Origin of the sequence: Wukongibacter baidiensis (assembly GCF_050888315.1) — a bacterium.
Lineage (GTDB): Bacteria > Bacillota > Clostridia > Peptostreptococcales > Caminicellaceae > Wukongibacter > Wukongibacter baidiensis.
In genome coordinates, this window is sequence record NZ_CP138202.1 from 1,836,709 (window position 1) to 1,851,027 (window position 14,319).

The 14,319-nt window shown below is 33.7% G+C and carries 11 protein-coding genes; all 11 read right to left on the minus strand.

All coding sequences use genetic code 11. From position 1 onward, the window contains the following. Positions 1 to 18: 18 nt before the first annotated feature. Complete coding sequence (locus tag R9X47_RS08350; protein ID WP_432666341.1) at positions 19 to 1,731, minus strand: methyl-accepting chemotaxis protein; 1,713 nt, start codon at positions 1,729 to 1,731, stop codon at positions 19 to 21. A 57-nt stretch (positions 1,732 to 1,788) separates the two neighbouring features. Beyond that, entirely contained in the window at positions 1,789 to 3,801 is a 2,013-nt protein-coding gene (locus tag R9X47_RS08355) for an FAD-binding protein (RefSeq protein ID WP_432667606.1), read from the minus strand. 155 nt (positions 3,802 to 3,956) lie between these two features. Beyond that, a complete protein-coding gene (locus tag R9X47_RS08360) occupies positions 3,957 to 5,039 on the minus strand; it encodes a DctP family TRAP transporter solute-binding subunit (RefSeq protein ID WP_432666342.1) in 1,083 nt (360 codons plus the stop codon). A gap of 126 nt (positions 5,040 to 5,165) precedes the next feature. Next, positions 5,166 to 6,437 carry a TRAP transporter large permease gene (locus tag R9X47_RS08365; protein WP_432666343.1) on the minus strand — a complete coding sequence of 424 codons (1,272 nt, stop codon included), beginning with the start codon at positions 6,435 to 6,437 and terminating at the stop codon, positions 5,166 to 5,168. A gap of 12 nt (positions 6,438 to 6,449) precedes the next feature. Further along, positions 6,450 to 6,977 (minus strand): TRAP transporter small permease, encoded by a 528-nt coding sequence (locus tag R9X47_RS08370; RefSeq protein WP_432666344.1) that lies wholly within the window; start codon positions 6,975 to 6,977, stop codon positions 6,450 to 6,452. A gap of 212 nt (positions 6,978 to 7,189) precedes the next feature. Continuing rightward, positions 7,190 to 8,083 (minus strand): agmatinase family protein, encoded by an 894-nt coding sequence (locus R9X47_RS08375; protein WP_432666345.1) that lies wholly within the window; start codon positions 8,081 to 8,083, stop codon positions 7,190 to 7,192. A 25-nt stretch (positions 8,084 to 8,108) separates the two neighbouring features. Beyond that, positions 8,109 to 8,852 (minus strand): maleate cis-trans isomerase family protein, encoded by a 744-nt coding sequence (locus R9X47_RS08380; RefSeq protein WP_432666347.1) that lies wholly within the window; start codon positions 8,850 to 8,852, stop codon positions 8,109 to 8,111. 429 nt (positions 8,853 to 9,281) lie between these two features. Beyond that, positions 9,282 to 10,631 carry a sigma-54 interaction domain-containing protein gene (locus R9X47_RS08385; protein WP_432666348.1) on the minus strand — a complete coding sequence of 450 codons (1,350 nt, stop codon included), beginning with the start codon at positions 10,629 to 10,631 and terminating at the stop codon, positions 9,282 to 9,284. A gap of 412 nt (positions 10,632 to 11,043) precedes the next feature. Further along, complete coding sequence (locus R9X47_RS08390; RefSeq protein ID WP_432666349.1) at positions 11,044 to 12,462, minus strand: trimethylamine methyltransferase family protein; 1,419 nt, start codon at positions 12,460 to 12,462, stop codon at positions 11,044 to 11,046. Positions 12,463 to 12,512: 50 nt separating this feature from the next. Next, positions 12,513 to 12,938 carry an aconitase X swivel domain-containing protein gene (locus R9X47_RS08395; protein WP_432666350.1) on the minus strand — a complete coding sequence of 142 codons (426 nt, stop codon included), beginning with the start codon at positions 12,936 to 12,938 and terminating at the stop codon, positions 12,513 to 12,515. Further along, positions 12,926 to 14,275, minus strand: a complete 1,350-nt coding sequence (locus R9X47_RS08400) for an aconitase X (RefSeq protein ID WP_432666351.1) — start codon at positions 14,273 to 14,275, stop codon at positions 12,926 to 12,928. Before R9X47_RS08400 ends, R9X47_RS08395 begins: the two co-directional genes overlap by 13 nt. Between the last annotated feature and the right edge of the window lie 44 nt (positions 14,276 to 14,319).

Below are 14,319 nucleotides of genomic sequence, written 5' to 3' on the forward strand. Positions count from 1 at the left end.
CAAATTCCCCTCATTATCTTAATCCACTTTAAAATTCTGGATTTTATCCTTCAGATTAACTGATAAAGTATTTAAGTTGTGTGAAAAGCTGCTTATTTCTTCTATGGAAGCGAACTGCTCTTCTGTTGCCGCCGAAACTTCTGTAGTAGCTGCAGCTGTTTTATCAGATACTTCGGAAATGTTTCTAATAACAGTTATAAGGGTATCCTTTTTATTTTCCATTTGTAATGTATTATTTTGTACCTCTTCTATCTTGTTAACGAAGCTCTCAATCGAATCATTTATTTTCATAAACACCTCTTCAGTTTCTGCCACTGATTGATTTTGCTCCTTAGCAATTTTACTTACGCTTTCCATTGATATTACAACTTTTTGAGTTTGATATTTCATATCTTCAATTAGCTTCATAATATTTTTTGCCGCATTTTCTGACCCTTCGGCCAATTTTCTTACTTCATCGGCTACAACAGCAAAACCTTTTCCTGATTCACCTGCCCTAGCCGCTTCGATAGCTGCATTCAGAGCTAATAAATTTGTCATTTCGGCTATTTCCTTTATAGTTTCAGTTATTGAGCTAATCTCTTCCGACATCCTATTCATTTCTTTTACCATAGTGTTTGAATCTTCAGTCGATTTCGTTGTTTCGTTAGCTTTATTTATTAACGATTTCACTATTGCCAACCCTTTTTGAGTAAGATCTTTTGATGTTTTAGATACTTCCTTTATTTCCCCCGTAGATCTAACTACTAACTCGATCGTCTGAGCAAGTTCATTTGTCCTGCTAGATCCAATAACTAAGTCCTCTGCCTGCTTACCAGCACTTTCTGAGATATGTTCTATCGATTGAGCAACTTCCTTTACAACATAACTAGATTGCTCTGTCATTTCCATTAATGCCCTTGACGACTCCAACACGCTTTCAGACGAACTCTTAACTTCATCTATTAAGCCCTTTGTTGATTTTTGTAATATATTTATTGTCTTAAACAGTCTTCCAATCTCATCCTGTCTCTTTGAAAACTTTTCTGTTATCTCAGTTGTATAATCTCCTTTGGAAATAATTTCTAGATGTTTCACAGCAGAATTTAGAGGGATGGTAATACTTCTTATAACAAAGTAAGAAATAATACTTAGTAAAATAACCGCTGCCGATATTATTATTATGTTTATCCTAAAAATGGCTCCTGTAACCTTGTCGAAGTTGTTATTAGCCTCTAAGGCTCTTGCAGTTAAGCTATCTCTTAGCCGTTCCATAGCAATACGAATCCTTTGCTTCTGAGTGTCCAATTTGCTATCTAATACTCTTATTTCAGCTGTAATCTCTAAATTCTTTCGTATTAATGGCAAATATTCTTCTTCGTAAATTGATATCAAACTCGTTATTGCAGTTTTACCATGTTGTAAATACTCTTTTTCTTCCTCTGTTTCAACTATTTCTTCCATTTTTTTGAGCTTTACATCGATTTCTTTCTTAATTGCCGTCCATTCCTTTTCGGTTTTGCTATGGTTAAAATTAATTATTGGCTCTGTAATAATTAAATACATTCTATCTCCAAGATACGAAATTTCTGTTGTAAAAAGAGCTTCCTCAGAGCTTTTATTTACTTCGTTTTTATACTCAGACAAGTTATTTATCAATACAATGTTTGCACCTACCAATAAAATGGAAGTAATGATAGCAACAATAGAGTTGATAGTCAGTTTTTTCTTTATTGTAAAATCCCAAGCCATAATCTCCACCTCTTCTTTTGGCTTTATACTTTTTTACTTTAATATTCCATATATTATTTAATCCAAATTTCCTACCACATCTCTTATTACTCCATATTTATCTATAGGCTCTATAACTATATCCTTTGTCATTTTAGTGATACAAGCTCGTTTAACCTTTCCATTTATAATCATAGTACAGGAACCACACATTCCTCTGTTGCAACGATATCTTCTAACAGCTAAGGATCTATCCATTCCTTCAAAAATATCTAGAAGTACCTGTAATACGTTCTTATTTTCGTCATACGGAACTTTATATTCTTCAAATTCCTTTTCTCCAGTATCAATGTTGTTCCTTACAACCTTTACCCACGCCATTTGTGTTTCCATATCTTCTTTATATTTTTTAGCTTCTACTGAAATACTCTTGATGCTAACCTCATCTTTGTCTTTTTTAACAATAGTATGCTTTTTCCACATATTATTATCTTCTTTAGGATAGTCTGCTCTGAAATGATTTCCTCTGCTTTCACATCGAAACTCTGCTGCTTTAGCTACAATTATTGCATTTTCAATCAAATTACAAAGCTCTAAAAGCTCTAATATTTCCAAGTTATAAACATACTCCTTATTTTTTAGACATATCTTATTAATCTTTTCCTTTTTAATTGTAAGAATTTTGTTAATAGTCATTTCCAAACTCTCTTTACTACGAATTACCCCTACATTCTCTGTCATTAGGCTTTGAAGCTCTTTTTTTACTTCCAATACATCTATTCTTTCTTCTGGCTCTCGCTCTATCATTTCAGAAATCCTTAAGTACTCATCTTCAACTATCTTTTCATCTATGACAACATTTTCAACACATTCCGAATATCTAGCTGCATTTTCTCCTGCAATCATTCCAAAAACCACTGCTTCAGTTAATGCATTACTTGAAAGTCTATTTGCCCCATCAAAGCCTCCTGTACATTCTCCAGCTGCATACAAACCTTTAACAGTTGTCTCGGCGTTTTTATCTATCTTTATTCCCCCACATTGGTAATGAGCACTAGGTGCAACCTCTAGTGGTGTGGATAACATATCTACACCATTCATGTTCAAGTAATTATATAAAGGTCCTACTAATCCCGTTATCTTATCCTTACTACATTCTCTCAGGTCTATTATAATACCACCATGTTCTGAACCTCTCCCCTCTGTTATTTCGGTGTGTATAGCCCTTGCTAATATATCTCTTGTAGTATTTTCCTTCCTTTCAGGATCATATTTATACGCAAATTCTTCTCCTAAACCATTTAAAAGCTTAGCTCCTATTAGGCTGTCATAGTACACTTCTTCTGGTATTACTATGCCTTTAAGTCCCTTTGGATAGATAAGAGCATGGGGATAAAACTGAATAAATTCTATATCAATCAACTCAGCACCGACATCATATGCAAGCACTACTCCATCTCCAGTAGAATCAAGAGAACCATCGGAAAAGCTGTATAGAGTCTCATTTCCCCCTGTAGCTATTACAACTGATTTTGCTTTAATACTTATGAATTTACCGGTCTTAAGGTCAACACCACAAGCACCATTTACGTTGTTACTCGAAGTCAATATCTTTGTTATCATTACCTCTTCCATTACGTTAACACCAAGTTCTTTAGCTTTCTTAGAGACAGATAATGATAACCCAGCACCGCCTCCCTTTATCCACAAGCATCGTGGATGAGTGCTTCCACTGGATGTATATTGAAAAAATTCACCATTATCTAACTTTTTAAATTTTACTCCATATTCTTCTATTTTTCTAACATACTCAGGAGCTTTTGCCGCTAGGGTTTCTACCAATACAGGATCATTTATATGTTTTCCAGCATTCATAGTATCCTTGATATGGTCCTCTGGGCTATCTTCAATATGAAAGGATGCCTGAATACCACCTTCAGCCATAGGAGTATTTCCGCTCCTTCCAACACAACCCTTTGAAACTAATAGTACTTTATCCGTAATCTTTTTTGCTTCGATGGCTGCTAGGCCTCCTGCTGCACCACCACCAATAACTAATACATCTACATCAATTCTATTATCTTGCATCATCACTCACATCATCTCCTAATGTTAAAACATTGAGCTTAATTAGCATTTTTGAAAGACCCTACGATTACTTCCTTCATAGGGTCTTTTATTGTTGTAATATATTTTTTATAAGCAATTGGTATCTAAAAATTTTGGCTTTATATATTTAGATTATTCTATTTCTCCGCCTCAAAACGTTTAACATCTTCGATTAACAGATCATAGATTTTTTTACCTCTTTCACCAGCTAGCTTATTTAATGTATCCTTAACAGATGTACTTGCTTCTATAAAAGCTGCTCTTTGTTCGGAAGTAAGCTCAATTATTTCTGTGCTACCCTCTTCTTTGATCTTTTGTAATGATTCCTTTGTTATACCATCTTGCATATTGAAAAGGTATTCTGAAACTTCTGGGATAACACTCATTATTCTTTCCTGATCCTCTGGAGCTAATGAGTTAAAAAACTTTAGATTAGCTGTAAGGGTCTCAGTTACTACTCCATGATTTGATATAGTCAGATAATCTTGTACCTCGTTGAATTTATTCTTCTCAATTAGGACGATGGGATTTTCCTGTCCTTCAACCATATTTAACTGTAACGAGCTATATACTTCTGCAAATGGAATTGGCGTTGGATTAGCACCTAATGCTTCATAGTTTGCTATAGTTAGTGGTGAAGAATATACTCTCATTTTAAATCCTTCAAAATCTTCAAGTGTTCTTAAGGGCTTATTACTTGTCCAACAATTAAAATCTTCATTAAGCCAGTCTAAAGGCTTAAGCTTTTGCTGCTCAAAGGATTTATTCAATTCCTTAACTGCCTCTCCCTCATGTAATACTCTTTGGTTAACCTCCCTATCGCCGCTAAACACAAAGTTTAATCCTGTTGCTTGAATTTCTGGTATGATTGTTCCAACAAATGGAGCTGGTAGCAATGCAAATTGTAGCCCACCATTTTGAGCTAGCTCTTGAATTGCAATAGGGTCTCCTAACTGACCTGTAGGATATACTTCGATCTTAACCTTTCCATTAAATTTTTCCTCTACTTTTTTTGCAAATTCTCTACAATATAAATCAAGTACATCTCCTTCAATAACAGCATGTGAAAGCTTCCATGTAATTTGCTCATCTGAGTCTAAAATAGATTTTTTCTCTTTCACCTCAGTATTATCTGCGTTACCTTGCTCACTAGAATCACATCCAACCAACATAGTAGTTAATAACATTGCAATTATTAACAGTACTGATATCTTTTTCATAATATTTCCTCCCTTTTTTTATATTAAAGATAAACAATTTCAGAGTTAAATATATTTTTAATCTTAATGTTGCTTATCTATAAACAAAGAACATCACATAATACAAGCATATCTATTTTCTTTTAACTAGAAAAACCTATATATTGTTGCAATTTGAGGTACAAATATTATAAGTATCGAGATTATGAAATACATAATCATATATGCAGGCAACCCCTTTACCACTTTTAGGTATGGTTCATCAAAGGCAGCACATGCAGTGAAGATATTGCATCCAAATGGTGGTGACACACCTCCTATTGCCGATTGTATTGCTACAACTATCCCTAGATGTATAGGGTCTATACCTGCCTTGATAGCTACTGGGAAGAAGATAGGTATCAGTATTAGAAACGCAACTATCTGATCCACAAACATACAACTTATAAAAAAGAAAATAGTTACTACAAAAAGTACTCCTATTGCTGACGGATCTGGACCTAGTACAGCCATTGTCAGTTTTTGAGGTATTTGAACATAGGTTATAACCCATGAAAAAATTTGTCCTGATGCGATTAAAATAAATACCGCTGCTGTTATAGCTCCCGTTGAAATCGCAATAGAATAAAGGTCTTTCACCTTTACAGACTTATATATCAACACTTCACAAACAAAGGCGTATAATACTGAAATTGCCGCTGCTTCTGTAGGACTAAAGGTCCCAGAGTATATTCCCACTATTATTACTACCGGGAAGCCTAATGATAATAGAGATTTTTTTAATACTTCCCATTTTTCTTTCAGAGTTGTCTTAGAACTGCGTGGAATATTTAGTCTTCTTGCATGGAAGTAATTGTATACGGAAAACATTGCAAATATAAACAGACCTGGGCCAATACCTGCAATGAATAGTTCTGCTACCGATGTTCCCGTTAGGACGCAATACATAATCATGCTAATACTTGGAGGTATTAATGTAGCTATGTTTGCTGAGCTTATTATTAGTCCATTAACATCAGTATCTCTATACCCAGCTTCTAAAAGCTTACCCCTTAAGGGCCTGCCAATTGCCACCACAGTTGCTTGAGACGAGCCTGATATTGCTCCAAATAATGTACAAGCTCCTGCCAAAGTTATAGCTAAGCCTCCATACACATGGCCTATGATAGCTTTAACAAAATCAACCAGTCTAGTGGCCGTATGTCCTGCACTCATTAAATCTGCTGCAAAGATAAACATTGGAATAGCTAACAAAACATATGATGATATCCCGGCCATTAGCTGCTGTATAACTATTGACAAATCAAGATTTTGCATATATATCATCATTGACGCTAAAGAGCCTACAACCATTGACATAAACATAGGAAAACCTAGCACCAGACAGACTACTAAAATAACTGCTAATAGTACAATCATACTTTCTCTCCTTTATTCATATTTTTCTTCTCCTACTCCTACTATTGTTCCAATATACACATCGTTATTTTTGATATTTAGACAAAATATCGTCAAAAACTGAAATGCAGTAAACAGAAAGCCTATAAATACTACTAAAATAACAAGGTACATAGGCATTCTCAACGCTGGTGTTATTCTTTTAGTAGCATACACTCCAAGCATATAGTTATATGATAAAAAGGATAGACAGAACATAGTTGCAGAAGTTACTCCTGATATTATTAATGCAAATATCTTTTTTATTTTATGTGGTACAATATCGTAGAGCACAGACATCCTTACGTGTTTGCCATGTCTTGTAACGTAACTTATTCCTATAAAGGTAACGGAAATCAATAATATTTGACCAAGTTCTTCAGCAAATTTAAAGCTATTATTAAACATCATTCTCATAATTACATTGCCAATTAATACAATAGACATACCTAGAACGCCAAAGCCTAAAACAAATTCTTCAATTTTAGCCGTAATTGCATTGAGTTTTCTTAAGACCTTCAAGTTGATACCGCCTTTCTTAGATTTTCCATACTTTCATAGGAAGAATGCTTGTCTATTCCAAATAAACTTACAAATTTTGTGTCAGGTTAATAAATCAGAGGGGGTATGTTTATCATTTTTTAAATAAATATTAGTTAGTTAAACATTATGACTTCTTATTGACCTGACACCTCTAACTATAAAGTGTTTCGATAATCTATCTTTTAAATTTATTAATTATTAAAGTTATACACAGAAGCTATAAAATCATATATTAGATTTGCTGCAACGTTACTTGTAAGCTCTTTATGGTCTGTCATTGGGTTAACTTCCACAATGTCTATCACATCCACATGTGGAGCTAATTCTTTTACTATCGTAGCTAACTGATATGAAGTCAAACCAGCTGGTTCTTGACCTCCAGTACCAAGGGCAAAGGCTGTATCTAAAACATCTATATCAACAGTTAAGTATATATGGTCAGTATCCTTACTTGCTATTTCTAATGCTCTTCTTGCAACTTCCTTAGCTCCTTCTTCAAATACTACTTCCGGTGGGATTATCGTCATATTACTATCCCTAATGAAATCATAATGTTCAGGATAGTTATATCCTCTAGGGCCTATCTCTACAACATTTGCTCCAGATATTCTGTCTAATTCAATTGATCTTCTTATCTGACTACTTCCTGAATATTTCCCTTGGACTTTTGAATCATATTTTATATCTAAATGAGCATCTAAATCTATTATTCCTATGCGACCCTTTGTATTATCATATAAAGACAAGATACCCGGCCAAGTTACTGAATGGTCTCCTCCCAACAAGATAGGTGTATAGCCCTTTTTAAATATTTCATCGATTTGCTCTTTTATTTCACCTATAGTCTTTTCGTGGTCATATCTACTTATATTATCTGTATCTCCAAAATCCTTAAAGTCTATTTTTGAGAAATCCACTATTTTATTATTTACTACATCAAAAAGCTTATTGTTTTCAAATCGAGATTCAATCCATCCCATAGCTTTTCTTATACTTGCAGGTGCATATCTAGCTCCGGGCCATCCTTTTCCAGCCGATGTATCGTATGTTATTCCCAATAATCCAAATTTACTTTTATCTGTCATTGTGTATTCTTCCCTTCTTATTAACTTATAAATAACTTTCCATAAGAACTCCATATCCTTTTATACTACCTTTGTATCCAATAGTTTTTAAAGCTGACCATAGCGTTACCTGATTGCTTGATAGAAAAGGTTTTCCTAGTTCCTTCTCTAATACAGAAATTGCTTCTATTGATCTCGAATTGGTACAGGAAATAAATCCGCAATCCGATTCCTCTACATCCATTTCTTTGTGCAAATCGATAAACTGTTGTGGAGTTACTCTTGCAATATCCTGATCCTTCAAACAATGACAACCCTTTAAATCAACGACATTAAAACCGTTCCCTTCCAAAAATGCCCTTTCTTTAACATTGATTTCTTCAAGATATGGAGTAGCTAGAGCTACATTTTTGCAGTCTAATGCCCTTAAAGCTTCAATCAATCCAGTTGATGTTGTTGTAGCCGGAATACCTCCACTTACTTCTTCTATTCTCTTTGATAGTTTTCTATCCCATTCAATTCCTTTTATAAAACTACCTGCTGTACAACCAAATGCTATTACATCAACTCCAGCAGAAGCCAACTTCCTTGCAGCTTCTTCAACTTGACCGGACTCTAACATGTCAATCAATCCTTGTTCAGTGGCATCACAGCCATCAAGTGATATTCTTGCAATATGAAAGGATACAGAATCAGGTAATGCTATATGCCATTCTCTTTCCATAGTAAGACTTGAGGATATATATATAGCACCTATTCTCGCATCCCATTTTTCTTTACCAGCTGTCACAGCATCTCCCCTTTTCTCAGTTTTTCTGAACCAGTAATTACATATTATATATCTACGAGCTCAGACATTATTGTGTTTAATAAACAAAACTCTTAAAACCTTGTATTCTATATGCATCCTTGTTCCATACTTATCAGCTAAAAATTATTTTCGAATTATAAATATAATAATAGTAAATCTTTTTAGCTAATATCAGATTTAGGATTACATCAGTACTATTGCAATTTACATGCCAGCTATTACAAAATATATCTTTAGACCATATGTTAGTTAAAATAAAAAAGACCTGTACAATCCCAAACAAAGGACTTTACAGGCTTTTAATCTTATATCATGTTTATTGTTTTTTATTAGTTTAATATACAATTATGAATATTAATATATATGCATTTATGAAATGTGTCAGAATTTTTGACATACTAGAAATTTCTATTCATCCCTCTTAATATCAATTTTGTGTTTTTTAAGCTTATAATATATTGTCTGTCGAGGAACCTTTAATATTCTTGCAGCCATTGCAATATTATTATTAACTTTATCTAAAACCTCCAGTATAATTTTCTTTTCAAAACTATCCGTCAATTCGATTAAGGACTTTTCATTTTCCATCCTACTATTTTCGTTCTTTAAAGCTTTATCAATAATATAATCGGGTAAATCAGAAGCTCTTATATATTCACCCGATAACGAGTTAAATGCACTTTCAATACAATTTTTTAGTTGTCTAACATTTCCCGGCCAATTATACTTATTTAATAATGTCTTAGCTTTAGCTTCTATACCCTTAACGTTTTCTTTAAAGGCCCTATTGTATTGATTAATAAAATATTTGCAAAGATAGTCAACATCTTCTTTTCTATCTCTAAGGGGTAAAATTTTGGCATTAACTACATTAATCCTATAAAATAAATCGCTCCTGAATTTTCCCTGTTTGATTAAATCATCTATCCCCTCATTAGTCGATGCAATTATTCTTACATCTACACTTATACTCTTATCATCTCCGATTTTTCTGATACTTTTCTCTTCAATAGCTCTTAAAAGCTTAACTTGCAAATCAATCGACATAGAGTTTATTTCATCTAAAAAAATCGTTCCTCCGTCAGCCATCTCAAAAATGCCTTTTTTGTTTACAGCTCCAGTAAAGCTTCCTTTTGTAGTACCAAACAATATACTCTCAGCGATTGATTCAGGAATTGCTGCACAGTTTTGTGCAATGAATGGTTTATCATATCTATTACTCCAATTATGAATTGAGTGGGCAAACAATTCCTTACCTGTTCCTGTCTCACCATAAAGAAAAATATTTGAGTCTTTTTTTGCAGCTTTTTTAAGTTTATTTTTTATATCGATGATTTCTTGGTTTTGAGTTATAATGTCATCAAATGAGTATTTTGCATTGAGGCTTAACCTTAAATCATCAACTTTCATTTTCTTAGATTTTGTATTATATTTATCCAAATTTATTGAAACTACGACCCCACCTATAATTCCACTTTTATTCTTTAACGGAAATGCAGAGTTTATTGAGTTGACAACAAAATCATCACTAACTTTTATCACCTGTGAATGATTTATAATAGGCTCTCCAGTATCTATTACCTTTAAGAGTGTGCTTGTTTCCCTAGTTAACCATGGATAAACCTCCAAAAGATGCATCCCAATAACTTCTTCTTTACCAATTCTGTTCGTTATGTCATCATAATTATTGTAATAAAGTATATATCCTTCTTTATCAACTATGCATATGATATCTGTATTTTTAAGGGCTTTTTTCATTTGATTTAACTCTTTTAAATAGATAAAATCTCCTCCTTTAGCCATGTCGAATTTTTTTACACATAGTCAAATTTTTTTACACATAGGAAATACAGGTTTTTTATTCATATAATATAATATTAATACCTTTTTAGAGCGTTGTCCATAATACTCGCTTTTTGCGCAATAGAAATCTTACAGTTTTTTCAACAAGCCATATAAAAACAACTGTATCTTCTAAGCAAAAAGCTTTACAGTTGTTTAAACTCCTAGTTCAATTTTTATTCTTATCCTAATTTATATAAACTATTATCTTTACTTTGTCGATGTCATTTCTTATGCACCCAAATATCTAGTTTTATAAAATAGTACCTTTAGCGCAAAAAGTATTTTAGTAAAAAAATAAAGCCCTTCTAGAGCTTTATTTCTTTTATTAAACTTTAAGTATATCTAAGGCACTAGGTAATTCACCAAATTTATTCTTCCAATATTCAATCACTCTACTATTTTCTTTACAAACATCAGGTATTTTATACTCTTCCAACCTCTTTTGACAAGCTTCATATGCAACCTCTAGCCTCGTTTTCTTATCCTTCTCCCAGCTTTCATAGGACACCCTGTTACTTATCTGCGGATTAAACAGCTCGCTTCTAAAATGTTCAAAGGTATGCATAGTAGACATAAAGTTCCCACCTGGACCCATGCTGTGTATATCATCGATAGCTAGGGTTTTATCATTAACCTCAATACCTCTTAAATATCTAAGAACCATATTTCTTATTTCCTCATCAATAATAAATTTTTCGTAGGAGGCTGTCATAAATGAATCTAACTCTCCTGCAGATAAAATTAATATGTCTGCCTTAGCTTTATAGGATGACAGCATAAGCATCATTGTTTCATAGCCAGATTGAACATCGCATTCTATTGCATTTGAAAAGGTTCCGCCCACTCTAGATGGAATATTATAATACTCAGCTAATTGACCTGCCCCCTGAGCAATAAGGCTAGTCTCTGGCGAACCAGATGATATCCCCATTGTTTTCATATCTACCGCAGTAGATACATTTCCATAGATAACTGGAGCACCCGGACTTACTAACTGAGTTAACACTACCCCAGCTAAAATCTCAGCATTGTTTACAGCTAAGGTTCCTGCTAGAGTAACAGGAGCAGTAAATCCTGAAGTTCCGCAACAGGAAATACATATAGGCTGACCCTCATCAACATATGTAAGGATTGAATCAAGCATTTTGTCATCGTAAATTAATGGCGTAATTGCATTAGCTACACCAATAATAAAAGGAGTCTTCTCATCACCAAAAACTAGTCTTGCCATATCAATACACTCTTTAGAGCTCTTCCCATCAATTGTAAGTCCCCATAACGCTTTATCAGTGTGGGTTAACAAGCTAGTCATCATAAAAGCTACTTGTGCTTCATTGTCAATATCATTTGGTGTCACCATTATTCCACCGACTAATTGCATCATTTCACTTGTATGGGAAAGCTTTAGAAAGTTTAGATAATCCTGCCCTGTTGATCTTCTTCTACCATTAATATGGTCTCTTACATTCACTACTCCCGATACAGGCCCACAATAGGTAGTGCCTGTCCCTAAACATATGTCATTATCTTTATTTCTTGCTTTAATATGTATTTGACTTGGAGCGCTTTCAATACATCTCTCAAGAGTTTTTGGGTCAATATATACAATATTATCTTCCACTCTTACACCAGCATTTTTAAAAACTTCTATTGATCTTTCCTGACTAAACTTAACGCCTGTTTTTTCAAGGATCTGCAGTGATGCCTCATGAATCTTCTCAATATCTTGTCTGGTAAGCAACAAACTATTTACCCCTTTCTATATAACGTACATATATTTTTAATTTAGTAAAGTTATTTATCCTTTTTTATTATTTCTACAATACCTGTATCTCCATCCATTATTACATAATCATCATTTTCTATAAAGTCGCATGGATTCTGTCCCTTTGGAAAATCAACAATAGTAGGAACTTTCACTATTGCCGCTGCTACACCTGAACTCGAATCTATCCTATTAAACAGCCATCCCTTTGGATTACTCCCTGCAGCTCTTGAAGCTCCAAAATAACATGACCATCCATTCGACCCTCTACTTCCCGGTAAAACAAGAATAGTATCTTTAATACTCTTTCCTTTATTAACATTGCTATATTCTTTTATCACACCTGTTCTAGGATCAAATCCTCCATAGCCTTCTAGACCTTCAGGACAAACAAGAGCTTTACCCTCTACCTTGCCAGGTACAACGCCTCTGCCTTTTAATATTATTTTTCCCACCTGTTGCGTCCCTCCCATTTTCCTGAAATCGCAGCATCTATACAGCTATACACATCGCCAAGATAAATATTTGCATCTGCTTTAGATTTACATGTTCTACACATCTTATAACTATCAAAAACTAACCCTTTGTATTTACCTAAAAACCCTTCTCCCATAGTAGGTGGACATGTACTTGTATATATTTTTCCACCGGCATCTTCTATAATTTTTGCATATCCGTTTACCTCTGCCATATGTTTTATTTGATATACAGTCCATATCATAAAATCTACATTAGGATGTATTTTTTTCCCTTTAAGGTATTTTGCAACCATTTTTATATTGTTGATATCATAATGTGGACATCCTAAACTTACAAAATCAACAATATCATGCTCTTCATCGCATACACTTTCATACATGTTTTTTAAATCATCATTTTCTATAATAAATTCTCTCTTTGGCTCCTTACCTTGTAGAGCTTGTTCTAAAGTGATTGCCTCAGGAGTATGTCCTACAACATGGCATAATTCACAATTACTGGTTATTGAAATAGATGTCATGAACTGTCTTAAGTTATCAAAATTAACGTTATTGAATTCTCCTATTACCACAGGTACAGCACCATAGGATAGTTTTGAACCAATTGCTGCACCTAATAAATCCCAATCAATTTTATTAGTTACATCAGCTTTAATTCTATACAAATGAGTACCTGCTCTATTTTCTGTCACATGCATACCCCATTTTGGAGTCCTGCCACATATTGCTGACCAAAATGCAGCTTCTATCCCATCGGCATTGGCACGGGCCCCCCAAAGGGAATTTCCTATTGTTGTGACGCCAGATTCAGTAGTAGTAAAGTGCTCTCCCATAACTGGAATCCATCCATTTAAGTATGGTGCACAGCTATTAGCAATTATTACACCTGCATCTTGAGCCATATCCATATATTCATTATTTTGTTCAAACATTTGCTTTGAGACATTAAAGGGCTTGTAGTGATCTTTTTCACAGGCAGTTACACATGATTGTACAAAACAATTATCATCTGTATTATCAAAGCGAATTATTTCATCACTTTCCCCTAGATACATTTTTGAAAACACTTCATAGGGATCATCCATATCTATAACATTTAGATAACTATGTGCACCACAGTAAACAGTCGCTTTTGTAACTTCACAAAGTTCTTCAGCTCCTAATATATTTGCATATCGAATAACGTTTTCAAGAGCTACCTGTTTAAGACGTCCTTCTTTACCTTCAAGAATTTCTTTTTCATATTCCGTTAGCTTAATCTTAGAGATTTCAGATGAACTGGTCAAATTTGAAACTACCATCTTCTTTTTCACAATGAATCTCCACCCTCTTAATAAAATTATACATTAATTCTATT

Excerpts from the sequence above, each read along its gene's own strand:
- R9X47_RS08350 (WP_432666341.1), bottom strand. The coding sequence starts at position 1,731 with ATGGCTTGGGATTTTACAATAAAGAAAAAACTGACTATCAACTCTATT.
- R9X47_RS08355 (WP_432667606.1), bottom strand. The coding sequence starts at position 3,801 with ATGATGCAAGATAATAGAATTGATGTAGATGTATTAGTTATTGGTGGT.
- R9X47_RS08360 (WP_432666342.1), bottom strand. The coding sequence starts at position 5,039 with ATGAAAAAGATATCAGTACTGTTAATAATTGCAATGTTATTAACTACT.
- R9X47_RS08365 (WP_432666343.1), bottom strand. The coding sequence starts at position 6,437 with ATGATTGTACTATTAGCAGTTATTTTAGTAGTCTGTCTGGTGCTAGGT.
- R9X47_RS08375 (WP_432666345.1), bottom strand. The coding sequence starts at position 8,083 with ATGACAGATAAAAGTAAATTTGGATTATTGGGAATAACATACGATACA.
- R9X47_RS08385 (WP_432666348.1), bottom strand. The coding sequence starts at position 10,631 with ATGAAAAAAGCCCTTAAAAATACAGATATCATATGCATAGTTGATAAA.